Origin of the sequence: Streptomyces sp. NPDC018964 (assembly GCF_044390325.1) — a bacterium.
In the GTDB taxonomy this organism is placed as follows: Bacteria; Actinomycetota; Actinomycetes; order Streptomycetales; family Streptomycetaceae; genus Streptomyces.
On record NZ_JBIRYZ010000040.1, the window covers coordinates 1 to 23,593 of the forward strand.

The 23,593-nt window shown below is 68.0% G+C and carries 21 protein-coding genes, 1 tRNA gene and 1 pseudogene; 12 read left to right on the plus strand and 11 right to left on the minus strand.

What is annotated here, in order from left to right:
- Both ACH5AO_RS35970 and trxA read left to right on the plus strand, forming a co-directional pair.
- A pseudogene (locus tag ACH5AO_RS35970) lies at positions 1-141 on the plus strand (thioredoxin-disulfide reductase); the annotation flags it as partial.
- Between the two features lie 43 nt (positions 142-184).
- Entirely contained in the window at positions 185-526 is a 342-nt protein-coding gene (gene trxA / locus ACH5AO_RS35975; RefSeq protein ID WP_398932204.1) for a thioredoxin, read from the plus strand.
- An 84-nt stretch (positions 527-610) separates the two neighbouring features.
- On the opposite strand, the gene ACH5AO_RS35980 is transcribed toward trxA, so the two are convergent.
- From ACH5AO_RS35980 to rpmH, 9 genes are all read right to left on the minus strand, one after another.
- The gene (locus ACH5AO_RS35980; RefSeq protein WP_398932206.1) at positions 611-1,228 is read right to left on the minus strand and encodes a GNAT family N-acetyltransferase; all 618 of its coding nucleotides are present in this window, start codon (positions 1,226-1,228) and stop codon (positions 611-613) included.
- A 327-nt stretch (positions 1,229-1,555) separates the two neighbouring features.
- Positions 1,556-2,629, minus strand: a complete 1,074-nt coding sequence (locus tag ACH5AO_RS35985; protein ID WP_398932208.1) for a ParB/RepB/Spo0J family partition protein — start codon at positions 2,627-2,629, stop codon at positions 1,556-1,558.
- Positions 2,626-3,702, minus strand: coding sequence for a ParA family protein (locus ACH5AO_RS35990; RefSeq protein WP_398932258.1), 1,077 nt, complete (start codon positions 3,700-3,702; stop codon positions 2,626-2,628). Before ACH5AO_RS35990 ends, ACH5AO_RS35985 begins: the two co-directional genes overlap by 4 nt.
- Before the next feature lie 361 nt (positions 3,703-4,063).
- Complete coding sequence (gene rsmG, locus ACH5AO_RS35995) at positions 4,064-4,780, minus strand: 16S rRNA (guanine(527)-N(7))-methyltransferase RsmG (protein WP_398932210.1); 717 nt, start codon at positions 4,778-4,780, stop codon at positions 4,064-4,066.
- A 122-nt stretch (positions 4,781-4,902) separates the two neighbouring features.
- Positions 4,903-5,415 (minus strand): protein jag, encoded by a 513-nt coding sequence (locus tag ACH5AO_RS36000; protein ID WP_398932212.1) that lies wholly within the window; start codon positions 5,413-5,415, stop codon positions 4,903-4,905.
- A gap of 15 nt (positions 5,416-5,430) precedes the next feature.
- On the minus strand, positions 5,431-6,684 hold the full coding sequence (yidC, locus tag ACH5AO_RS36005; RefSeq protein WP_398932214.1) for a membrane protein insertase YidC: 1,254 nt from the start codon (positions 6,682-6,684) through the stop codon (positions 5,431-5,433).
- Positions 6,685-6,687: 3 nt separating this feature from the next.
- Positions 6,688-7,062, minus strand: coding sequence for a membrane protein insertion efficiency factor YidD (gene yidD / locus ACH5AO_RS36010; RefSeq protein WP_398932216.1), 375 nt, complete (start codon positions 7,060-7,062; stop codon positions 6,688-6,690).
- A complete protein-coding gene (gene rnpA / locus ACH5AO_RS36015; protein ID WP_398932217.1) occupies positions 7,059-7,430 on the minus strand; it encodes a ribonuclease P protein component in 372 nt (123 codons plus the stop codon). The genes yidD and rnpA overlap by 4 nt, the downstream gene beginning before the upstream one ends.
- Positions 7,431-7,451: 21 nt before the next feature.
- Complete coding sequence (gene rpmH / locus ACH5AO_RS36020) at positions 7,452-7,589, minus strand: 50S ribosomal protein L34 (RefSeq protein WP_003956500.1); 138 nt, start codon at positions 7,587-7,589, stop codon at positions 7,452-7,454.
- A 391-nt stretch (positions 7,590-7,980) separates the two neighbouring features.
- Between rpmH and dnaA the strand changes: the two genes are divergently transcribed.
- The 9 genes from dnaA (at position 7,981) to ACH5AO_RS36065 (ending at position 20,877) form a co-directional block, all read left to right on the plus strand.
- The gene (dnaA, locus tag ACH5AO_RS36025; protein ID WP_398932219.1) at positions 7,981-9,903 is read left to right on the plus strand and encodes a chromosomal replication initiator protein DnaA; all 1,923 of its coding nucleotides are present in this window, start codon (positions 7,981-7,983) and stop codon (positions 9,901-9,903) included.
- Positions 9,904-10,794: 891 nt separating this feature from the next.
- Positions 10,795-11,925, plus strand: a complete 1,131-nt coding sequence (dnaN, locus tag ACH5AO_RS36030; protein WP_030857039.1) for a DNA polymerase III subunit beta — start codon at positions 10,795-10,797, stop codon at positions 11,923-11,925.
- A 223-nt stretch (positions 11,926-12,148) separates the two neighbouring features.
- Positions 12,149-13,024, plus strand: coding sequence for a phosphogluconate dehydrogenase (NAD(+)-dependent, decarboxylating) (gene gnd / locus ACH5AO_RS36035; RefSeq protein WP_217130737.1), 876 nt, complete (start codon positions 12,149-12,151; stop codon positions 13,022-13,024).
- Positions 13,025-13,123: 99 nt separating this feature from the next.
- Positions 13,124-14,245, plus strand: a complete 1,122-nt coding sequence (gene recF / locus ACH5AO_RS36040) for a DNA replication/repair protein RecF (RefSeq protein ID WP_398932222.1) — start codon at positions 13,124-13,126, stop codon at positions 14,243-14,245.
- A complete protein-coding gene (locus ACH5AO_RS36045) occupies positions 14,242-14,784 on the plus strand; it encodes a DUF721 domain-containing protein (RefSeq protein ID WP_398932224.1) in 543 nt (180 codons plus the stop codon). The genes recF and ACH5AO_RS36045 overlap by 4 nt, the downstream gene beginning before the upstream one ends.
- A 432-nt stretch (positions 14,785-15,216) precedes the next feature.
- Complete coding sequence (gyrB, locus tag ACH5AO_RS36050) at positions 15,217-17,277, plus strand: DNA topoisomerase (ATP-hydrolyzing) subunit B (RefSeq protein WP_398932226.1); 2,061 nt, start codon at positions 15,217-15,219, stop codon at positions 17,275-17,277.
- A 42-nt stretch (positions 17,278-17,319) separates the two neighbouring features.
- Positions 17,320-19,914 (plus strand): DNA gyrase subunit A, encoded by a 2,595-nt coding sequence (gene gyrA / locus ACH5AO_RS36055; RefSeq protein ID WP_398932228.1) that lies wholly within the window; start codon positions 17,320-17,322, stop codon positions 19,912-19,914.
- 18 nt (positions 19,915-19,932) lie between these two features.
- Positions 19,933-20,679: a DUF3566 domain-containing protein gene (locus ACH5AO_RS36060; protein ID WP_398932230.1), complete on the plus strand. Its 747-nt coding sequence runs from the start codon at positions 19,933-19,935 to the stop codon at positions 20,677-20,679.
- A 121-nt stretch (positions 20,680-20,800) separates the two neighbouring features.
- A tRNA-Ile gene (locus ACH5AO_RS36065) sits at positions 20,801-20,877 on the plus strand.
- A gap of 85 nt (positions 20,878-20,962) precedes the next feature.
- Here ACH5AO_RS36065 and ACH5AO_RS36070 read toward each other — a convergent pair.
- Complete coding sequence (locus tag ACH5AO_RS36070) at positions 20,963-21,610, minus strand: tyrosine-type recombinase/integrase (RefSeq protein ID WP_398932232.1); 648 nt, start codon at positions 21,608-21,610, stop codon at positions 20,963-20,965.
- A 175-nt stretch (positions 21,611-21,785) separates the two neighbouring features.
- Here ACH5AO_RS36070 and ACH5AO_RS36075 point away from each other — a divergent pair, with 175 nt between their 5' ends.
- The gene (locus tag ACH5AO_RS36075) at positions 21,786-22,574 is read left to right on the plus strand and encodes a calcium-binding protein (RefSeq protein ID WP_398932234.1); all 789 of its coding nucleotides are present in this window, start codon (positions 21,786-21,788) and stop codon (positions 22,572-22,574) included.
- A gap of 286 nt (positions 22,575-22,860) precedes the next feature.
- On the opposite strand, the gene ACH5AO_RS36080 is transcribed toward ACH5AO_RS36075, so the two are convergent.
- The gene (locus ACH5AO_RS36080; protein ID WP_398932236.1) at positions 22,861-23,256 is read right to left on the minus strand and encodes a DUF6344 domain-containing protein; all 396 of its coding nucleotides are present in this window, start codon (positions 23,254-23,256) and stop codon (positions 22,861-22,863) included.
- Positions 23,257-23,593 lie beyond the last annotated feature (337 nt).

Sequence of the window (23,593 nt, forward strand, 5' to 3'; positions counted from 1 at the left end):
GCCGGCGACGTGGTCGACCACACCTACCGCCAGGCGATCACCGCAGCCGGTACGGGCTGTTCCGCCGCCCTCGACGCCGAGCGCTTCCTCGCCGCTCTCGCGGACGAGGAGAAGGCCGAGCCCGAGAAGACCGCTGTCTGACCCCCACCCACACCCCACGCACCGACCAGTTAAGGAGCCCGCTGTGGCCGGCACCCTGAAGCATGTGACCGACGAATCCTTCGAGCAGGACGTCCTCAAGAGCGACAAGCCCGTCCTGGTGGACTTCTGGGCCGCCTGGTGCGGTCCGTGCCGTCAGATCGCTCCGTCCCTCGAGGCGATCGCCGCCGAGTACGGGGACGAGATCGAGATCGTCAAGCTGAACATCGACGAGAACCCGGCCACGGCCGCCAAGTACGGCGTCATGTCCATCCCGACCCTGAACGTCTACCAGGGTGGCGAGGTCGCCAAGACCATCGTCGGCGCCAAGCCGAAGGCCGCGATCGTCCGCGACCTCGAGGAATTCATCACCGTCACCAAGGGATGACCGACCGCCTCATCGGCGGCGCGTGTTTCACGTGAAACACGAATGGGCCGGCCCAGCTGGGTCGGCCCATTCGTATGAGGACCATCAGAGAGGCCGCAGCGCCGGCTCCTTCTGTACCGCCCCGAGTAGCCGGTCCAGCGCCATCTCGACGTCTTCCCTCCAGGAGAGGGTCGTCCTCAGCTCCAGTCTCAGCCGGGGATGGGCCGGGTGCTGTCGAACCGTCTTGAACCCCACGGCCAGCAGATGGTCGGCGGGCAGGACACAGGCCGGTTCCTTCCAGCGTGCGTCGCCGAACGCCTCGATCGCTTTGAAGCCCCGGCGCAGCAAGTCCTTGGCCACCGTCTGCACCATCACCCGGCCCAGCCCTTGGCCCTGGTACCCCGGCATGATGAACGCGGTCATCAGCTGCACCGCATCGGGCGACACGGGGCTGGTGGGAAATGCCGCAGAGCGTGGCACATAGGCGGGTGGGGCGTAGAGGACGAAGCCCACGGGGACGTCATCGACGTAGACGATCCTTCCGCAGGATCCCCAGTCCAGGAGGACGGCCGAGATCCACGCCTCCTTCTCGACCGCCGACGTGCCCGCCTTTACCGCTGTCTCGCCACTGACGGGGTCGAGTTCCCAGAAAACGCACGAGCGGCAGCGCTGGGGGAGATCCGGAAGGTTGTCCAGCGTGAGCGGTACGAGCCGACGGCCCATGAAGGCTGTTCCTCGCTTCCTTCGCCCGCTGCATCACGGGCTGCTGTCAGAGCGTTCCGTTCCCTGAGCAGACTGCCGATGAAGCCGCTGACGGCTCCCACCCCCAGCCCCGCGCTCACCAGTCCGGTGCGGCTCGTCATTCGCATGGACCCTGCCTTGCTCTCAGAGGTGTTGCCGGGTGGATACGCCCTGTTCGAGCACATCGTATCCATGAAGCGATTCCGTCGATACCGCCACAAGCAAAGGGTGGACCGTGTTCCGGTACACACCGGAACACGGTCCACCTCTGGTCACCCGGTCAGCCGCTCAACCGACCCCGCCGAAGGGTCAGGACTCGCTCTCCACGGATTCGTCGTCCACCAGGCTCTTCTGCAGAACGGGTCCCTCACCCGGAGCGAGGGTTCCGAGGATGCGCTCGAGGTCCTCCATGGAGGCGAACTCGACGGTGATCTTGCCCTTCTTCTGCCCCAGGTCGACCTTCACCCGCGTCTCGAAGCGATCCGAGAGACGCGTCGCCAGATCCGTCAGCGCCGGAGAGACAAGAGCTCCGGCACGCGGCCCCTTGGACCGCTGCGCCTTCTGGGGGTGTGAACCCATCAAGGTCACGATCTCTTCGACCGCCCGCACCGAGAGCCCTTCGGCCACGATCCGGTGGGCCAGCCGGTCCTGCTCCTCGGCGTCCTCAACGGACAACAGCGCGCGTGCGTGGCCGGCGGACAGCACACCGGCAGCCACCCTGCGCTGAACGGTCGGAGACAGCTTCAGCAGACGCAGCGTGTTGGAAACCTGCGGCCGGGATCGACCGATGCGGTCCGCCAGCTGGTCGTGCGTGCAGTTGAAGTCCTTCAGCAGCTGGTCGTAGGCGGCGGCCTCTTCCAGCGGGTTCAACTGAGCACGGTGCAGGTTCTCCAACAGAGCGTCCAAGAGGAGCTTCTCGTCCTCGGTGGCCCGCACGATCGCCGGGATCGCCTCGAGTCCCGCCTCACGACAGGCCCGCCACCGGCGCTCACCCATGATGAGCTCATAACTCGCGGGGCCCACCTGCCGTACGACGACCGGCTGGAGGAGACCGACCTCCTTGATGGAGGTGATGAGCTCGGACAGCGCATCCTCGTCGAAGACCTCACGCGGCTGCCGCGGGTTCGGAGTAATGGCATCGAGAGGGATTTCAGCGAAGTACGCGCCCATGGGCGGCGCGGGTACGGCCGCGACGCCGTAAGCCGAAGCCTCTTCCGTTTCACGTGAAACGGTCGGCAGTATGACTCCGCGCTCGTTCGGCACCACCGAAGGAGACGGGGAAGCAGCTCCGCTCACCGCGGGCGGTGTCACCGCCTTCTCTGTCGGGGGAGCAGGGATCAGTGCGCCGAGACCACGGCCCAGCCCTCTCCGTCGCTCGCTCACTGGACGCCCTCCACCATGCTCGGATCGTTCTGCTGTACGCCGAGGTGAGCCTGTGATGCGTCATAGCTGACGCCGACACCCCTCAGCGCGATCTCTCGTGCCGCCTCGAAGTAGGAGAGGGCACCACTTGATCCAGGATCGTAAGTCAGCACCGTCTGCCCATAACTCGGCGCCTCCGAGATACGGACGGAGCGAGGGATGCTCGTCCGCAGTACCTCGTCGCCGAAGTGGGTGCGCACCTCGTCCGCGACCTGCGACGCGAGGCGCGTCCGGCCGTCGTACATGGTGAGCAGGATCGTCGATACATGCAGGGTCGGATTGAGGTGCCCCCGCACCAGGTCGACATTGCGCAGCAGCTGCCCCAGTCCTTCCAGCGCGTAGTACTCGCACTGGATCGGGATCAGGACCTCCTGACCGGCCACCATCGCGTTGACCGTCAGCAGGCCGAGCGAGGGCGGGCAGTCGATGAGGATGTAGTCCAGTGGCTGCTCGTATGCCTGGATCGCCCGCTGCAGCCGGCTTTCCCGCGCCACCAACGACACCAGCTCGATCTCCGCGCCGGCGAGATCGATCGTGGCGGGTGCGCAGAAGAGCCCTTCGACATCGGGGACCGGCTGGACGACCTCCGCGAGCGGCTTGCTCTCCACCAAGACGTCATAGATGGAGGGAACTTCCGCGTGGTGGTCGATGCCCAGGGCTGTGGACGCGTTTCCCTGGGGGTCGAGGTCGATCACCAGGACACGGTTGCCGTGCAGAGCGAGCGACGCGGCAAGGTTGACGGTGGTCGTCGTCTTGCCGACACCGCCCTTCTGGTTGGCGACCACGATGACGCGGGTCTGCTCAGGTCGTGGCAGGCCCTCACCGGCTCGCCCCAGAGCCTCCACCGCCAGTTGGGCAGCACGACCGATGGGAGTGTCGTCCATCGGAGGCGGTGTTTCACGTGAAACATCCGCTCCCGTCGACTCGGTACGGGGGCCGGGGACCGGATCGGTCATCGGTCCCGCGATGTTGGCGTCGGACCGCAAGGATTCACTCTCCTCGACTTCAGGCTCGCTATGAACAGAGCCTCCCATGCCATCGGGGTCATGAACCAGTGAGCCCTGACCTTCTGTGGAGAAATCCACCTCTGTGGACAACTCCACCCCCCTTGAAGAGGCCGGTGTCTCGTCCGGGACAGAAGTCTTTCCGAGTGACCCCAGAGGCTTCCGATCACGGGGTTCGGCCGCGGCGCGGCCCCGACTGATGATGCCGTGCAGCAGTGAGCGATGTTTCACGTGAAACACGATGCACAGCGGCCGAGGCGGCACTGCCGCGACACTCCGACCCGTACGGGTTCGGCAGCTTGTGTGGAGTACGTCCGATTCTCAGGACGAACCCACTCCATCGGGCCGCACTCCGACGATCCGGTAGTCGTCGGCTCAGCCCTGTTCGCTCTCAGCGTCGGCGCCGCGCCCGCCCCGTGCGGGCAGCCTTCGCGCGCTTCGCCGCGAACCGCACACCCCCCGGGCTCTCCCCGACCTCGACCCGCACCACTGTGGACATCGGATCCACGACGCCCTCGCCCACATGCACGATGGACGTCTCCGCGGCACCGAGCTTGCTCAGCGCCGTCGCCGCGCTCTTCAGCTCCTCCTCGGCGGTGTCACCCTTGAGCGCCAGCATCTCGCCGTAGGGACGCAGCAGAGGAACGCCCCATGTGGCCAGACGGTCGAGCGGGGCCACGGCACGAGCGGTCACCACATGCACCGGAGGCAGCTTTCCCATGACCTCCTCGGCCCGGCCACGCACGACCGTCACGTGATCCAGTCCGAGCAGCTCGACGACCTCGGTCAGGAAGTTGGTACGCCGGAGCAGCGGCTCCAGCAGAGTGATCTTGAGGTCCTCCCGGACCAGCGCCAGGGGGATGCCCGGCAGGCCGGCACCCGAGCCCACATCGCACACCGTCACGCCCTCGGGCACGACCTCCGAGAGCACCGCGCAGTTCAACAGATGCCGCTCCCACAGGCGGGGCACCTCACGCGGCCCGATCAAGCCGCGCTGCACGCCTGCCTCGGCGAGCAGCTCCGCGTACCGGACCGCGTCCTCGAAGCGATCGCCGAACACCTCACGTGCCTGCTCGGGCGCGGGGGGAAGCTCCGCTGCCTCCGTCACGGGGGACCGTCCTTCCGTACCGTGCCGACGCCGGGCGCCGACACCAGAACCACAGAACTATCAGGCTGACAAAGTTCGGCCCCGTCTGCGCAACAGACGGGGCCGGTGGAACGTAGAACCGATCAGGCGGGAAGCACGACGACGAAGCGCTGCGGCTCCTCGCCCTCGGACTCGCTGCGCAGGCCGGCTGCCTTGACCGCGTCGTGCACGACCTTGCGCTCGAACGGCGTCATCGGGTCCAGTTTCACGGCCTCGCCGCTGCTCTTGGCCTCGGCCGCGGCCTTGGCACCCAACTCGGACAGCTCGGTCCGCTTCTGGGCCCGGTAGCCGGCGATGTCGAGCATGAGACGGCTGCGGTCCCCGGTCTCCCGGTGCACGGCCAGACGCGTGAGCTCCTGGAGCGCCTCCAGCACCTCACCATCACGACCCACCAGCTTCTGCAGGTCACGGCTGCCCGTGTCGCTGATGATCGAGACGGAGGCTCGGTCGGCCTCGACGTCCATGTCGATGTCGCCGTCGAGGTCGGCGATGTCGAGCAGACCCTCCAGGTAGTCCGCCGCGATCTCACCCTCCTGTTCCAGGCGGGTCAGGGTGTCCGTGCCCTCGGCAGCGGCGGAGGTGGTGCCTTCCGTCACGGGATGGTCTCCTTCTTACTTCTTGGACGGGGACTTGGGCCGCTGCGGACCCTTGCGCTGCCCGGACTGGGCCCTGCTGCGGGTGCTGCCGGCAGGCTTGGCGCTGTCCTTCTTGGTAGGGCCGGCGGGCTTGGCGTCCTCGGGCTCGGAGGACTTGGTCAGCGAGGTGGGCTCACCGGCCGCCTTGGCCGTACCGGACTGGCGCTGGGACTTGGTCTGCCGCTTGGGCTGCTGCCGCTTGGTGGCGGCGGCCTCCTCGGCCTGGACGGCGGCCGTGCTCTCGCTCTTGACCACCGTGCCGTCGGCCTGGGCCGCGAGGCCCTCCTTGTTCAGACCGTTGATGAACTTGCGCTCGTACTCGTTGCGGTCCCGGCCCTTCGCGACGATGGCCTTGACGATGGCGCGCTCACCGCGGCCGCGGGTCCTGCCGTGCTTGGAGACGCTCTTGGAGAGGCGCTCCAGGTACGCGGCCTGGGCCTTGGAACCCGGCGTGGGGTTGTTGCGGATGACGTACATCTGCTGGCCCATGGTCCACACGTTGGTGGTCAGCCAGTAGACGAGGACACCGACGGGGAAGTTGATGCCGAAGACGGCGAAGATGATGGGGAAGACGTACATCAGCATCTTCTGCTGCTGCATGAACGGCGTCTTCACCGTGGTGTCGACGTTCTTCGTCATCAGCTGGCGCTGCGTGTAGAACTGCGACAGCGACATCAGGACGATCATGATGGCCGTGACGACACGGACATCGGTGAGCGAGGAGTTGAGCGCCTCGACCTTGTCCGAGCTGTCCGTGAACTTCGCCGCGAGCGGGGCACCGAAGATGTGGGCCTTCTGCGCGCTCTCCAGCAGCCGCTCGTTGATCACACCGATGGTGTCGTTCGACGCGATGCTGTTGAGCACGTGGTAGAGGGCGAAGAAGAACGGCGACTGCGCCAGGATGGGAAGGCACGAGGAGAGCGGGTTGGTACCCGTCTCCTTGTACAGCTTCATCATCTCTTCGGACTGGCGCTGCCGGTCGTTCTTGTAGCGCTCCTGGATCTTCTTCATCTCCGGCTGGAGCGTCTGCATCGCGCGCGTCGCCTTGATCTGCTTCACGAAGAGCGGGATCAGGCAGATGCGGATCAGAATCACCAGGGACACGATCGACAGGCCCCAGGCCCATCCGGTGTCAGGGCCGAAGATGGCGCCGTACACGCTGTGAAACTGGACGATGACCCAGGAGACAGGTGTCGTGATGAAGCTGAAGAGGCTGGCAATCGTGTCCACTAATCATGCTCCTTGGGCATGGGACGGGGTCTCTGCGGCCGGGCTCGAAGGACTCGTCGGACCTGCAGGAGAGTTCCGTCCCTCGGTGGCCGGTTCGGCGGCGGAGGTCCCGCCCCCACGTGCACGCCAGGCGTCACGCAGCATTTCGTGCCACCGCGGACGCTTGCGTGGAGGGACGTGGTCCACACCACCCAGCGACCACGGATTGCACCGGAGGATGCGCCAGGCCGTGAGCGCCGTGCCCTTGACGGCACCATGCCGGTCGATGGCCGTGTAGCCGTAATGGGAACACGACGGGTAGTACTTGCACACCGGCCCCAGCAGCGGACTGATCGTCCACTGGTAGATCTTGATCAGAGCCAGCAGCGGGTACTTCATCGCGTGCCCCCTCCCAGCAGCCGCCGCAGGGCGGCGTCCAGGTCTCGGGCCAGTTGTGCATGGTCGGCGTCACCCGCACCGGGCAGCGCTCGTACGACTACCAGGCTACCGGGGGGCAGCTGGTCGACTCGCTCGCGCATCAGATGGCGAAGCCTGCGCTTCACCTTGTTGCGTACCACCGCGCCGCCCACGGCCTTGCTCACGACGAAACCCGCACACGGCGGGGGAGCGCTCTCCCCAGGCGCATGCGGGTCCGTGGCACCGCTACGAAGATGGACGACGAGATGCCGGCTTCCTGCCCGGCGCCCTCGTCGTACCGCGGTCGCGAAGTCCTCGCGCCGCCTCAGCCGGTTCTCGGTGGGCAGCACGACGTCATGACCTGACCGGGATCAGGCGGACAGACGGGCGCGACCCTTGCTACGGCGGGACGCGAGAATCGCGCGGCCGGCACGGGTGCGCATACGCAGCCGGAAGCCGTGGGTCTTGGCGCGACGACGGTTGTTCGGCTGGAAGGTGCGCTTGCTCACTCGGGGGCTCCAGAAAGACTCGGTGTTTGCGGGGTGCCGTCCTGGCTGTCACCGTGCGCCCACGAGTAGCTCGCGTTACGCCCGAGTGCACCGCTGACCGATCACCTTGCATGATCTGTGCCCATCGGAGGCAGGCGGCAGCAGCCATCGACAACTCGACCTGGTCACGGTACGCGCGGCCGCGCCATTCGGTCAAACCGGCGACGACTGGGAGACACTTGTCCACAGCCTGGGGACAACAACTTGAACCGTACCGGCCGCGCTGACTACCGTGGCTTGACTCCGATTCGTTCCCTTGACGATTCCTTCTCCCGACCCTCCACCACCCGATTTACATCCCGACCCGTCCTTCGCGTCACACGATCGAAGGACCTGTGAGAGAGCGTGCCCTGTGGCTGACGTACCTGCCGATCTTGCCGCAGTGTGGCCACGCGTACTGGAGCAGCTCCTCGGAGAGGGCCGCGGACAGGGGGTCGAGGTCAAGGACGAGCACTGGATCCGGCGCTGCCAGCCGCTGGCACTCGTCGCCGACACCGCGCTGCTCGCCGTACCCAACGAGTTCGCGAAGGGCGTGCTCGAGGGCCGCCTCGCCCCCGTCGTCAGCGAGAGCCTGAGCCGCGAGTGCGGACGCCCGATCCGCATCGCGATCACCGTCGACGACACCGCCGGCGAACCCTCGCCCCCACCTGCGCCCCGTCCCCAGCCGCGCTACGAGGAACCCGAGCTCCCTGCCGTCCGCCAGGACCGCCCCGAGCGACCGGACCGGCAGGAACGCGAGCCCTACGAGGGGTACGACGGCTACGAGGGATACGGACGCCGCCGTACCGACCAGCAGCAGGGCCCCTCCGGCGACCAGCTGCCCACCGCCCGGCCCGCCTACCCCTCGGAGTACCAGCGTCCGGAGCCCGGCTCCTGGCCGCGGCCGGCGCAGGAGGAGTACGGCTGGCAGCAGCAGCGCCTCGGCTTCCCGGAGCGGGACCCGTACGCCACGCCCCCGCAGGACGCCTACGGCCCGCAGGACGGCTACAGCGGCAACCCGCCCCTGCAGGACTACCGTCCGCAGCCCGTGGACCGGCCGTCGTACGACCAGCAGCGCCCCGACTACGACACGTCACGCGGCGACTACGACCAGCGCGACGCCATGCGCCGCGAACGGCCCGACACCCCCTCCGGTTCCGGGCACGTCCACCGCGGTGGCCCCGTGGGCCCCAACCTGCCCACCACCGGCGCGCCCGGCCCGCTGGCGGCACAGCCGGCACCGGCGGCCGGCCCCGGTGAGCCGACCGCGCGGCTGAACCCGAAGTACCTCTTCGACACGTTCGTCATCGGGGCGTCCAACCGCTTCGCGCACGCGGCCGCGGTCGCCGTCGCCGAGGCTCCGGCGAAGGCCTACAACCCGTTGTTCATCTACGGGGAGTCCGGGCTCGGCAAGACCCACCTGCTGCACGCGATCGGGCACTACGCGCGGAGCCTGTACCCCGGTACGCGCGTGCGGTACGTGAGCTCGGAGGAGTTCACCAACGAGTTCATCAACTCCATCCGCGACGGCAAGGGCGACAGCTTCCGCAAGCGGTACCGCGAGATGGACATCCTGCTCGTCGACGACATCCAGTTCCTGGCGGACAAGGAGTCGACGCAGGAGGAGTTCTTCCACACCTTCAACACGCTCCACAACGCCAACAAGCAGATCGTGCTCTCCAGCGACCGGCCGCCCAAGCAGCTGGTCACGCTGGAGGACCGGCTGCGGAACCGTTTCGAGTGGGGCCTGATCACCGACGTCCAGCCGCCGGAGCTGGAGACGCGCATCGCGATCCTGCGCAAGAAGGCGGTGCAGGAGCAGCTCAACGCCCCGCCGGAGGTGCTGGAGTTCATCGCCTCCCGCATCTCGCGGAACATCCGCGAGCTGGAGGGCGCGCTGATCCGGGTGACGGCGTTCGCCTCGCTCAACCGGCAGCCGGTGGACCTGGGCCTGACGGAGATCGTCCTCAAGGACCTCATGCCCGGCGGTGACGACTCGACGCCGGAGATCACCTCGTCGGCCATCATGAGCGCCACGGCCGACTACTTCGGCCTCACGGTCGAGGACCTGTGCGGCAGCTCCCGGGGCCGCCAGCTGGTGACGGCCCGCCAGATCGCCATGTACCTGTGCCGTGAGCTGACCGACCTGTCGCTGCCGAAGATCGGCGCGCTGTTCGGCGGCCGCGACCACACCACGGTGATGCACGCCGACCGGAAGATCCGCAATCTGATGGCCGAGCGGCGCTCCATCTACAACCAGGTCACCGAGCTCACCAACCGCATCAAGGCCGGCTGAGCGGCCCGCACAGACCCGGTCGACTTCGTCGAGGGCGTCCCCGGAGCGATCCGAGGGCGCCCTTCTTCGTGTCCCGGGACGCCTCGCCTCCTCGTGGAGCGCCCCGGCACTGTTCGATTCCGGAGCCGGGTTACGGCCTTCTTCCACAGATTCGGTGACTTTTTCCCGTCCACATCCTGGGGACCGGGAAGTTGTCCCGATCTTGTCCACAGGGCAGCCCGTCGAGGGATCATCAGGCCAGGTCAGCAGGGTGTGGATACGTGGATGAGCGATCTCCACAGGCTGTGGACAACTCGAGGGCCCGCAGTCCGGACATTCAGTTGTCCACGGTCGGCCCACAGGCTGGAGGCCGTTGTCCCCAGTGATCGACCGGTTCTCCACATGACTGTCCACTGTTCGGCAACATGACGCGCCTCTTCACCGGAGCGAGTGAAAGGCGTCACATCGGACCGCCGCAGGGGCCTGTGGGAAAGACTCGCAAACCTGGGGACGGAGCTGGGGAGAACTCGCCCCTTCCTGTGCACGGGATGTGCAGAACTTTCTGTTCTCCACAGAGACGCCCAGTTGTCCACGTCCTCCACCCACAGGGTCCGTGGACAAAATATCCAGGCTGACCTGCGGAAACAGGGTTATCCACGGTATCCACAGGCCCTACTACTACTCCCAACTAGAGAGAGCGAGGAATTCGTTTCGAAGAGGGTCCTGTGCACAACTCGCTGTCTCGGCCCCGGCTGCCACTCGTCACGACTTGACCCCGAGGGGCACCTACTGTCAGTGCGGTGCGTCAGACTGGTCCCCGGTGTCCTTCCCCTCGCAGGGGCCGACGACACCGAGTCAGACGACGAAGCCAGGCAGGGCGAGAAGCGCCGGCAACAGCAGGAGGCGGCAACAGTGAAGATCCGGGTGGAACGCGACGTACTCGCGGAGGCAGTGGCCTGGGCGGCGCGCAGCCTCCCGGCCCGTCCGCCGGCCCCTGTCCTCGCCGGCCTGCTCCTGAAGGCCGAGGACGGCCAGCTGAGCCTGTCCAGCTTCGACTACGAGGTCTCCGCGCGGGTGTCGGTGGAGGCGGAGGTCGAGGAGGAGGGCACGGTCCTCGTCTCGGGCCGTCTGCTGGCCGACATCTCCCGCGCCCTCCCCAACCGGCCGGTGGAGATCTCCACAGACGGTGTACGGGCGACGGTGGTGTGCGGCTCCTCGCGGTTCACACTCCACACACTGCCTGTGGAGGAGTACCCGGCCCTGCCGCAGATGCCGAACGCGACGGGCACGGTCCCCGGCGAGGTCTTCGCCTCCGCCGTGCAGCAGGTCGCCATCGCGGCCGGCCGCGACGACACGCTGCCCGTGCTCACCGGCGTGCGCATCGAGATCGAGGGCGACACTGTCACGCTGGCCTCCACCGACCGCTACCGCTTCGCGGTCCGCGAGTTCCTGTGGAAGCCGGAGAACCCGGAGGTCTCCGCGGTCGCCCTGGTGCCCGCCAAGACGCTCCAGGACACCGCCAAGGCGCTGACCAGCGGTGACCAGGTGATCCTGGCGCTGTCGGGCTCGGGCGCGGGCGAGGGCCTGATCGGCTTCGAGGGCGCCGGCCGCCGTACCACCACGCGCCTGCTGGAGGGCGACCTCCCGAAGTACCGCACGCTGTTCCCGACCGAGTTCAACAGCGTCGCCGTGATCGAGACCGCCCCCTTCGTGGAGGCCGTCAAGCGCGTGGCCCTGGTCGCCGAGCGCAACACTCCGGTGCGGCTGAGCTTCGAGCAGGGCGTGCTCATCCTGGAGGCCGGTTCCAGCGACGACGCACAGGCTGTGGAAAGGGTCGACGCCCAGTTGGAGGGTGACGACATCTCGATCGCCTTCAACCCGACGTTCCTGCTGGACGGCCTGAGCGCCATCGACTCCCCGGTGGCCCAGCTGTCCTTCACCACGTCCACCAAGCCGGCGCTGCTCAGCGGCCGTCCGGCGGTGGACGCGGAGGCGGACGACGCCTACAAGTACCTGATCATGCCGGTGCGCCTCAGCGGCTGAGGCGCACGCGCCGCAGCGACCGCCGGGGGCGCGGTGGACGCCCTCACAAGGTCGCAGCAGCCAGGTGCGACCCAGCGGTTCAGCGTCGTTCCGAGCGAAGCCGCAGGTGAGGGCTGCGTATGAGCGCGTATGCCCACAGATGCGCGCGGGCGTCCGGGTTTAGGCTCGGACGTCGGCACGTACGTGCCGTCACGCCACGTCGCATACCTAAGGATCACAACTGATGGAGCTCGGTCTCGTCGGCCTCGGCAAGATGGGCGGCAACATGCGCGAGCGGATTCGCCGCGCGGGTCACACCGTCCTCGGATACGACCGCAACCCGGACCTCGCCGATGTCCACAGCCTGCGGGAGCTTGTGGACAAGCTCAGCGGCCCTCGTGTGGTGTGGGTGATGGTCCCGGCGGGTGAGCCGACCCAGTCCACGATCGACGAGCTCGCCGAGCTGCTCGAGCCGGGCGACGTCGTCGTGGACGGCGGCAACTCCCGCTGGACGGACGACGAGAAGCACGCCGGCGAGCTGGCGGCCAAGGGCATAGGCTTCGTCGACTGCGGCGTCTCGGGCGGCGTCTGGGGCCTGGAGAACGGCTACGCGCTGATGTACGGCGGCGACAAGGAGAACGTCGCCAAGGTGCAGCCGGTGTTCGACGCACTCAAGCCGGAGGGCGACTTCGGCTCGGTGCACGCGGGCAAGGTCGGCGCGGGCCACTTCGCGAAGATGGTCCACAACGGCATCGAATACGCCATGATGCAGGCCTACGCCGAGGGCTGGGAGCTCCTGGAGAAGGTCGACTCGGTGACCGACGTCCGTGAGGTGTTCCGCTCCTGGCAGGAGGGCACCGTCATCCGCTCCTGGCTGCTCGACCTCGCGGTGAACGCACTGGACGAGGACGAGCACCTGGACGGGCTCCGGGGTTTCGCACAGGACTCCGGTGAGGGACGCTGGACCGTGGAGGCCGCCATCGACAACGCGGTCCCGCTGCCGGCGATCACCGCCTCGCTGTTCGCGCGGTTCGCCTCGCGTCAGGAGGACTCGCCGCAGATGAAGATGATCGCGGCGCTGCGGAACCAGTTCGGCGGCCACGCGGTCGAGAAGAAGTAGTCCACAGGGCACGCCCCGTATCCACAGGACCGAGCGGGGGGCCACATCCACAGGACCGCGCGGCGGTTCACAACGCCGGGGGAGGTCGGCGGAACGACCATGCACGTCACGCATCTGTCGCTGGCCGACTTCCGGTCCTACCCCCGGGTCGAGGTCCCGCTCGACCCGGGGGTGACGGCCTTCGTCGGGCCCAACGGGCAGGGCAAGACGAACCTGGTCGAGGCGGTCGGCTATCTCGCCACCCTCGGCAGCCACCGGGTCTCCTCCGACGCCCCGCTGGTCCGGATGGGCGCCGACCGCGCGATCGTCCGGGCCCAGGTGCGCCAGGGCGAGCGGCAGCAGCTGGTCGAGCTGGAGCTGAACCCGGGCCGCGCCAACCGTGCCCGTATCAACAGGTCCTCCCAGGTCAGGCCCCGGGACGTGCTGGGGATCGTCCGCACGGTGCTGTTCGCGCCCGAGGACCTGGCCCTGGTCAAGGGCGACCCTGGTGAGCGGCGCCGGTTCCTGGACGAGCTGATCACCGCGCGCTCCCCGCGCATGGCCGGTGTCCGTTCCGACTACGACCGGGTACTCAAGCAGCGCAACACGCTGCTGAAGTCGGCCGCGCTGGCGCGCCGGCACGGCGGCCGCACCCTGGACCTGTCCACGCTCGACGTGTGGGACCAGCACCTGGCGCGTGCGGGTGCCGAGCTCCTGGCGCAGCGGCTGGACCTGATCGGCGCGCTCCAGCCGCTGGCCGACAAGGCGTACGAGCAGCTCGCGCCCGGCGGCGGGCCGATCACCCTGGAGTACAGGCCGTCCGCGCCCGGCGAGGCGCATACGCGCGAGGATCTGTTCGAGCAGCTGATGGCCGCTCTCGCGGAGGCACGCAAGCAGGAGATCGAGCGGGGCGTCACCCTGGTCGGTCCGCACCGCGACGACCTGCTGCTCAAGCTGGGCCAGCTGCCCGCCAAGGGCTACGCCTCGCACGGCGAGTCCTGGTCGTACGCGCTGGCGCTCCGGCTGGCCTCGTACGACCTGCTGCGGGCGGAGGGCAACGAGCCGGTGCTGGTGCTCGACGACGTCTTCGCCGAGCTGGACGCGCGGCGGCGCGAGCGGCTGGCCGAGCTGGTGGCACCCGGCGAGCAGGTTCTGGTGACCGCGGCGGTCGACGACGACGTGCCCCATGTGCTGGCGGGTGCGCGGTTCGCCGTGGCCGAGGGGACGGTGGAGCGCGTATGAGCGGGTCGGACACGCCTCCGGGCGGTGCCGGCAAGGCTCCGGAGCCGTCCGGTGTCGACCTGGCGCGTGTGGCGTTGCGCGCGGCGAGGGAGGCGGCGCGCGCGCGTGGGGACGCGGCACAGCAGCGGAAGCAGGCGCGGCGCGGCGGTCTGCGTTCCGGGGCGCGCGCCGACCGGCGCGATCCGATGGCGCTCGGTCCGGCGATCAACCGGTTGCTCGCCGAGCGCGGCTGGGAGGCCCCGGCCGCGGTGGGCGGGGTGATGGGGCGCTGGCCGGAGATCGTCGGGGAGGACGTGGCCAAGCACTGCGAGCCGGAGCGGTACGACGAGGACGAGCGGGTGCTGGTCGTGCGCTGCGACTCCACGGCGTGGGCGACGAATCTGCGGCTGCTCGCGCCGACCCTGGTCGCGCGTCTGAACGAGGACCTCGGGCACGGCACCGTGCGGCTGATCAAGGTCGTCGGCCCCGGTGGTCCCGCCCGTCGCTTCGGACCCCTGCGCGCTCCTGGAAGCACGGGTCCCGGGGACACGTACGGGTGACCCGGCGCCCGTTTCGGGCCCTTCGTCCACACGTGATGGACATCACAACGCGGGTTCCCGCGGCGTCGTTCCGCCGCCGGTGCCCGCTTCGTCGTGGCACCGCACACGGTTGCGAATCGCCACCTGACTCCTAAGTAGCCAAGGGTTGACGGCCCGAAGCGCTGAGTGCCCTCGTGGGGCTCTTGGAGCCCCCATCCGCATATCGGGAGTCGGGCGAGACCGGTTGAGGGCGGCACATGCGGACTCAGGTGCCCGCAAACCCCCATCGATGTCAGTGCTACCGGTAGAATGGAAGACAATCCCGCCCCGCACGTGGGGACCGCCCGGGAAAAGCTGAGCAACGCTGATCAAGGCTTACCAACGCAACATGCCGCAGCCGCTCCGGCAACCTGCCGACGAGCCCGGCTCGTGCTGTGCCAGAAAGGGCGCTTCGTGGCCGATTCCGGCAACCCCAACGAGAACATCCCGTCCACCGACACCGGCGTGAGCAGTGCGGCGAGCACCTCGGGCAACGAGGTCACCGCCTCGTACGACGCCAGTGCCATCACCGTCCTCGAGGGTCTGGACGCGGTCCGCAAGCGACCCGGTATGTACATCGGTTCCACCGGTGAGCGAGGACTGCACCACCTGGTGCAGGAGGTCGTCGACAACTCCGTCGACGAGGCGCTGGCCGGTCACGCGGACACGATCGACGTGACGATCCTCGCCGACGGCGGCGTCCGGGTCGTCGACAACGGCCGTGGCATCCCGGTGGACATCCACCCCGTCGAGAAGAAGCCGGCCGTCGAGGTCGTGCTGACGGTGCTGCACGCGGGCGGCAAGTTCGGTGGCGGCGGCTACGCGGTCTCCGGTGGTCTGCACGGTGTCGGCGTCTCCGTCGTGAACGCCCTGTCGTCCAGGGTGTCCGTCGACATCAAGCGCGACGGCTACCGCTGGACGCAGGACTACAAGCTGGGTGTCCCGACCGCGCCGCTCGCCAGGCACGAGGCGGTGGAGGACTCCGGTACGACGGTCACCTTCTGGGCCGACCCGGACGTCTTCGAGACCACCGAGTACTCCTTCGAGACGCTCTCGCGGCGTTTCCAGGAGATGGCGTTCCTCAACAAGGGCTTGCGGATCAACCTCTCCGACGAGCGCGAGTCGGCGAAGGCGACCGCCGGTGCGGACGAGGCGGGCGAGGATGAGAAGCACGAGGTCAAGGCCGTCTCGTACCACTACGAGGGCGGCATCATCGACTTCGTGAAGTACCTCAACTCCCGCAAGGGAGACGTGGTGCACCCCACCGTGATCGACCTGGAGGCCGAGGACAAGGACCGGCACCTGTCCCTCGAGGTCGCGATGCAGTGGAACAGCGGCTACACCGAGGGCGTGTACTCCTTCGCCAACATCATCCACACCCACGAGGGCGGTACGCACGAAGAGGGCTTCCGCGCGGCGCTCACCTCGCTCATCAACAAGTACGCGCGGGACAAGAAGCTGCTGCGCGAGAAGGACGACAACCTCACGGGTGACGACATCCGCGAGGGTCTGACCGCGATCATCTCGGTCAAGCTGAGCGAGCCGCAGTTCGAGGGCCAGACCAAGACCAAGCTGGGCAACACCGAGGTGAAGACCTTCGTCCAGAAGGTCGTCTACGAGCACCTCAACGACTGGCTGGACCGCAACCCCAACGAGGCCGCGGACATCATCCGCAAGGGCATCGCGGCGGCCACCGCGCGCGTGGCGGCCCGCAAGGCGCGCGACCTGACCCGCCGCAAGGGCCTGCTGGAGTCGGCGTCGCTGCCGGGCAAGCTGTCCGACTGCCAGTCGAACGACCCCACCAAGTGCGAGATCTTCATCGTCGAGGGTGACTCCGCCGGCGGTTCGGCCAAGTCCGGCCGCAACCCGCAGTACCAGGCGATCCTCCCGATCCGCGGCAAGATCCTCAACGTCGAGAAGGCGCGCATCGACCGGATCCTGCAGAACCAGGAGATCCAGGCGATGATCTCCGCGTTCGGCACGGGTGTGCACGAGGACTTCGACATCGAGAAGCTCCGCTATCACAAGATCATCCTGATGGCGGACGCCGACGTCGACGGCCAGCACATCAACACCCTGCTGCTGACCTTCCTGTTCCGCTTCATGCGGCCGCTGGTCGAGGCCGGACACGTGTACCTGTCCCGCCCGCCGCTCTACAAGATCAAGTGGGGCCGGGACGACTTCGAGTACGCCTACTCCGACCGCGAGCGCGACGCGCTGATCGAGATGGGCCGCAACGCCGGCAAGCGCATCCGCGAGGACTCCGTCCAGCGCTTCAAGGGTCTCGGTGAGATGAACGCCGAGGAGCTGCGCGTCACCACGATGGACCAGGAGCACCGGGTCCTCGGCCAGGTCACCCTGGACGACGCCGCCCAGGCCGACGACCTGTTCTCGGTCCTCATGGGCGAGGACGTCGAAGCCCGCCGCGCGTTCATCCAGCGCAACGCCAAGGACGTCCGCTTCCTCGACATCTGAGTCGGTCTCAGCTGACCGCACCAGGAAGGACCTTCACCAGCAATGACCGACGAGAACACTCCTGTGACGACGTCCGAGGGCGACGCCCTGGCCATGCGCGTCGAGCCCGTCGGGCTCGAGACGGAGATGCAGCGCTCGTACCTCGACTACGCGATGTCCGTCATCGTCTCGCGTGCGCTGCCGGACGTCCGTGACGGCCTCAAGCCCGTGCACCGCCGCGTGCTGTACGCCATGTACGACGGCGGCTACCGCCCCGAGCGCGGCTTCTACAAGTGCGCCCGCGTCGTCGGCGACGTCATGGGCAACTACCACCCGCACGGCGACACCTCCATCTACGACGCCCTGGTGCGCCTCGCCCAGCCCTGGTCGATGCGGATGCCGCTCGTCGACTCCAACGGCAACTTCGGCTCGCCGGGCAACGACCCGGCGGCGGCCATGCGGTACACCGAGTCGAAGATGGCGCCGCTGGCGATGGAGATGGTCCGCGACATCGACGAGGAGACCGTCGACTTCACGGACAACTACGACGGCCGCTCCCAGGAGCCGACCGTCCTGCCGGCCCGCTTCCCGAACCTGCTGATCAACGGCTCGGCCGGCATCGCGGTCGGCATGGCGACCAACATCCCGCCGCACAACCTGCGCGAGGTCGCGGCCGGTGCCCAGTGGTACCTGGAGAACTTCGAGTCCTCGCACGAGGAGCTGCTGGACGCGCTCATCGAGCGCATCAAGGGCCCCGACTTCCCGACCGGCGCCCTGGTGGTCGGCCGCAAGGGCATCGAGGAGGCGTACCGCACGGGCCGCGGCTCGATCACCATGCGCGCGGTGGTCGAGGTCGAGGAGATCCAGAACCGCCAGTGCCTGGTGGTCACGGAGCTGCCCTACCAGACCAACCCCGACAACCTCGCGCAGAAGATCGCCGACCTGGTCAAGGACGGCAAGATCGGCGGCATCGCCGACGTCCGCGACGAGACGTCGTCCCGGACCGGTCAGCGCCTGGTCATCGTGCTGAAGCGGGACGCGGTCGCCAAGGTCGTCCTGAACAACCTCTACAAGCACACCGACCTGCAGACCAACTTCGGCGCCAACATGCTGGCCCTGGTCGACGGCGTACCGCGCACGCTCTCCCTGGACGCGTTCATCCGGCACTGGGTGAACCACCAGATCGAGGTCATCGTCCGCCGCACGCGCTTCAGGCTGCGCAAGGCCGAGGAGCGGGCGCACATCCTGCGCGGCCTGCTGAAGGCCCTGGACGCCATCGACGAGGTCATCGCGCTGATCCGGCGCAGCGACACCGTGGAGATCGCGCGCGGGGGCCTGATGGACCTCCTGGAGATCGACGACATCCAGGCCAACGCCATCCTCGAGATGCAGCTGCGCCGGCTGGCCGCCCTGGAGCGCCAGAAGATCGTCCAGGAGCACGACGAACTCCAGGCGAAGATCAACGAGTACAACGAGATCCTCGCCTCCCCGGTCCGTCAGCGCGGCATCGTCAGCCAGGAGCTGGCGGCGCTCGTCGAGAAGTACGGCGACGACCGCAAGACGAAGCTGATCCCCTACGAGGGCGACATGTCCATCGAGGACCTGATCGCCGAGGAGGACATCGTCGTCACGGTCACGCGCGGCGGCTACATCAAGCGCACCAAGACCGACGACTACCGGGCCCAGAAGCGCGGCGGCAAGGGCGTGCGCGGCACGAAGCTCAAGGAAGACGACATCGTCAACCACTTCTTCGTGTCCACCACCCACCACTGGCTGCTGTTCTTCACCAACAAGGGCCGGGTCTACCGGGTGAAGGCCTACGAGCTGCCCGACGCCGGCCGGGACGCGCGCGGGCAGCACGTGGCGAACCTGCTGGCCTTCCAGCCGGACGAGACGATCGCCCAGATCCGCGCGATCCGCGACTACGAGGCGGTGCCCTACCTGGTCCTGGCCACCAAGGCGGGCCTGGTGAAGAAGACGCCGCTGAAGGACTACGACTCCCCGCGCTCGGGCGGTGTGATCGCGATCAACCTGCGGGAGCAGGAAGACGGTTCCGACGACGAACTGATCGGCGCCGAACTCGTCTCGGCCGAAGACGATCTGCTGCTGATCAGTAAGAAGGCGCAGTCGATCAGGTTCACGGCAACCGACGACACGCTCCGCCCCATGGGCCGTGCGACCTCGGGCGTCAAGGGCATGAGTTTCCGCGAAGGGGACGAGCTGCTCTCGATGAATGTTGTTCGACCCGGTACGTTCGTGTTCACTGCCACGGACGGCGGGTACGCGAAGCGGACCGCCGTCGACGAGTACCGCGTCCAGGGTCGCGGCGGCCTCGGCATCAAGGCCGCCAAGATCGTCGAGGACCGCGGCACCCTCGTCGGCGCGCTGGTGGTCGAGGAGACCGACGAGATCCTCGCCATCACGCTGTCGGGCGGTGTGATTCGTACGCGAGTCAACGAGATCAGGGAAACCGGCCGTGACACCATGGGCGTCCAACTGATCAATCTGGGCAAGCGCGATGCCGTGGTCGGCATCGCCCGTAACGCCGAGGCTGGACGCGAGGCGGAGGAAGTCGACGGCGACGTGGCCGTGGACGGGACCGCCGACGGGGACGCGACCGCCGGCACGGACGAGGGTGAGGCGCCCTCGGCCGAGTAGCACGAGGAGTGAGTCAGCGTGAGCGGAGCCACGGGCGCCGGACCGGCCGGTACCAACAGGGGAACGGACGGCGGCGGCCGTGGCTCCGCCGCGCCGGCGGCCGATCCGCACACGACCAATCTCAAAGCGATCAAGGCGCCCGTCAAGGGCGCCTCCTCGTCCAGCAGGCAGGGATCCCAGGGGGGGACCGTGACGGACACCCGAGGCCCGCAGCAGGCCGCGCCCGACCAGGACGCCGCCGCTCAGACGGCCTCACCACTGCCGGGGGAACGGCAGTCGCAGCAGGAGGCGGGCCCGTACCACCCGCCGCAGGCCTACCCGGCGCAGGCCGGCACGGCGGCCGGTCAGACCGGCGCGGTACGGCGTCCCCGCACGGGGGCGCGCACCACCCCGCGCGTGCGCAAGGCGCGTCTGCGGGTGTCGAAGGCCGACCCGTGGTCGGTGATGAAGGTCAGCTTCCTGCTCTCCATCGCGCTCGGCATCTGCACGATCGTCGCCTCCGCGGTGCTGTGGATGGTCATGGACGCCATGGGCGTGTTCTCGACGGTCGGCAGCACGATCTCCGAGGCGACCGGCTCCAACGGGTCGAACGGCTTCGACCTCCAGTCGTTCCTGTCGTTGCCCAACGTCCTGATGTTCACGACGATCATCGCGGTCATCGACGTCGTCCTGGCGACGGCGCTGGCGACGCTCGGTGCGTTCATCTACAACCTCTCCGCGGGTTTCGTGGGCGGTGTCGAGCTGACGCTGGCCGAGGACGAGTGAGCTGCTCACAGCGGTTTTCCCGGCTCGTCCGACACCCGTCGGACAACCGATTTTGGGACTGCCCCGGTCGTGCGCTAACCTTCAGGAGTCAGCGCGCGGGACACACCCCGCAAAGCGCGGCGGGGCTATAGCTCAGTTGGTTAGAGCGCATCCCTGATAAGGATGAGGCCACAGGTTCAAATCCTGTTAGCCCCACCAGCAAAGAGACCCCCGGACCATCGGTCCGGGGGTCTCTTGACACCGACAGGTGACACCAACGGCAGCGGATCGCGCTGCCGGCCGATCAGCGGGTCTTCCAGCAGCTCCGCGAGCATCGCGTCACAGCCTCCCGCTCGCTGTCGCCCGCCACGTGCGTGCAGACGTCCATGGCCATGCTGATCCGACTGTGCCGGAGGATCGCCTGAGCGACCTTCGGGTGCACCTTCAAGAAGGCGAGCAGGATGCCGCAGGTGTGCCGGGCGAGCCGGACCGTGGTGCGGCGGACGCCGGCGCGCTTGACGAGCCGATCGAAGGTGCGGGAGAAGCCCGAGGGATCGATCACGCCGCCATGCTCCGACGAGAAGAGCAGGTCCTGGTTCGGCTCCCGGGACCAGTGATCATCTGCAGCCTTCCGCTCCAGGCCTCGACGCTCCCGCCGCTCCTCCAGGGCACGGGCACGGAACTCCGGCAGCGGGAACACGGTCTGTGACGGTTCGGCCGTGAGATCTTTGAGGACCAGGCCGGTGCCCCTTACGCGCTGTACCTGCTTGACCGGTGTGAACTGCCGGACCTCGAAACCGACGTCCTGCCACCGCGGGCCCAGGAGCTCACCGCGACGCAGCCCCGGCACCAGGACGAGGACGCAGGCCGCGTAGAGGCGGTGAGCACGAGTCGCGCGGAGGAACGGGATCGCCTCGTGGGCGGGGATACGGCTTCCCGGACATCGGCCCACGCCACGGTACGCAGTGCAGGGGGCACCCCCCTGCCGAGCCGCTCGGTCCGCATCTGCCGACGTACAACCATCCTGCTGCGCAGTTCGTCTGATCACGCGGTCAAGAGGTCGATCAGATCGCTCGGTCCGTCGTGGAGAAGGCGTGGCGGACCCTCGTCCCTACTTGAGGAAGCACATGCGTAGACAGGTCACGCCCACGGTAGTGGCGATCTGCGGTTCCCTGGCTCTGGGCGGACTCATGGCCCCCGACGCAAGCGCGGCCGGCGACGGGCCGGAGATCACCAAGGTGGTTGTCAACGGGGGCAAGAACATCGTGGTGGGCCCCACCGCCGTCACGTACTTCACCGCATCGGTGACCGCCTCCGACCCCGCCGGCGTGAAGGAGACATGGCTGGGCCTCTGGCACGGCAGCGGCTCCTACGAGGACCAGGAAGGCGCGATCGCCCGGGCCGGCGAGCTCAAGTGCACCGCATCGAGTTCCACTACAACCACCTGCACGAGCTCCTTCCAGGTCGATGCCAATGCCAGGGCTTTCACCAACGAAGTGACCAACGCGTTCGCCGGCGTCTGGCATGTCAGCGTGGGCGCCTTCTCCGGCAACCGGGTCCAGTCCGGGGATCATCGGTACAGCACTGTCAAGGTGCAGCGCGCCTCCCGGCTCACCGTCAACGCCACACCGGAGCCCGTGAGGAAGGGCAAGACCGTCACGGTCACGGGAAAGCTGTCGCGCGCGAACTGGGACACCCACAAGTACGCGGGCTACTCAGGCCGGCCCGTCAAGCTTCAGTTCCGAAAGAAGGGCAGCACCACATACAGCACGATCAAGACCGTCACGACAAGCAGCACCGGCACACTGAAGACCACGGTGAAGGCCTCAGTCGACGGGTACTACCGCTACTCCTTCGCGGGCACCTCGACAACGCCGGCAGTCAATGCCAGTGGTGACTTCATCGACGTGAGGTAACCGGCGACGAGGGCGGGGCGACCTCCGCGAGAGGCTGACCCGGACCGCGGTGGTCGGCGCCGGACCGGCGAACCCGGGCGCTGCCACGACTCCTCCGATCCGCCCGCCCGGTAGCGGGAACCTGCGGCGGCTGACGTCCGTCCCCTGCCGTGGACAGCGAAGAAGACCCCGGTCGGATGTCGACCGGGGTCTTCTGGTGTCGGCTCGGGCCGCGGTGCTGTACGCGAGTTCGCCGGGACTCGGGGAAGCGGCGACGGCGCGAGGAGGGGCGGGCGGGGCCCCGCGGTCAGCGTTGGAGGGGGATGTGGCCGGTGACGGGTTCCTCGCGGGGGGACGCCGTGTCGTCGGAGCAGTCCGAGGAGTCGGATTCCGTCGCCGTGTCCGGGAGCGGACGGTGCCGGCAGCTGGGAGACTTGCCGTGGGCCTCGGCGTGGATGCGTTGTTTCATCGTGGGGGGCAGGGCCCTGAGCAGTGACCAGGACCAGAGGGGCGTCGTCGGCACCGGCGCCGACGACGGCGCGTTCGGGGTGTTGCTGTCGCTGTTGCGCGTCTCGTCGCTCTGCGGTACGGCCGCGGAAGCGGTCGTGGAGGCGGCGGTGGTGATGAGTCCGAGCGCCGCGCACAGCGCGAGGAAGGCGGTGACGACGGCGTTCCACAGCTTCATGACCTTGTTCCGGGCCATGGCCCCTCACTTTCGGGTCGGGCGATTTGCGTACTTTCCTCATCATGTGTATGAGGTTCGCGAAGTGGTGGACCGACGCCCGTGGCGCGTGGATGTTCAGATGAACACCACTCGGATGGGTGCATGAGCGAATAAAAGATGTGAAGGCGTCGGAAAAACCGCCAAAGTGGCCGTCCGTGCAGATGTGGTCACCCTCCGGTCGGATCGCCGAACTCCGCTTCTACTGCGCCGTACCGGGCGGCAGTTGAAGGGGCCGACGCAGGTCACCGATCGGTATCGACCGGTGTGTATAGTCGGGCGGCAGAGGTCCCCTACGTCAAGGAAAGACGAGGTCGCG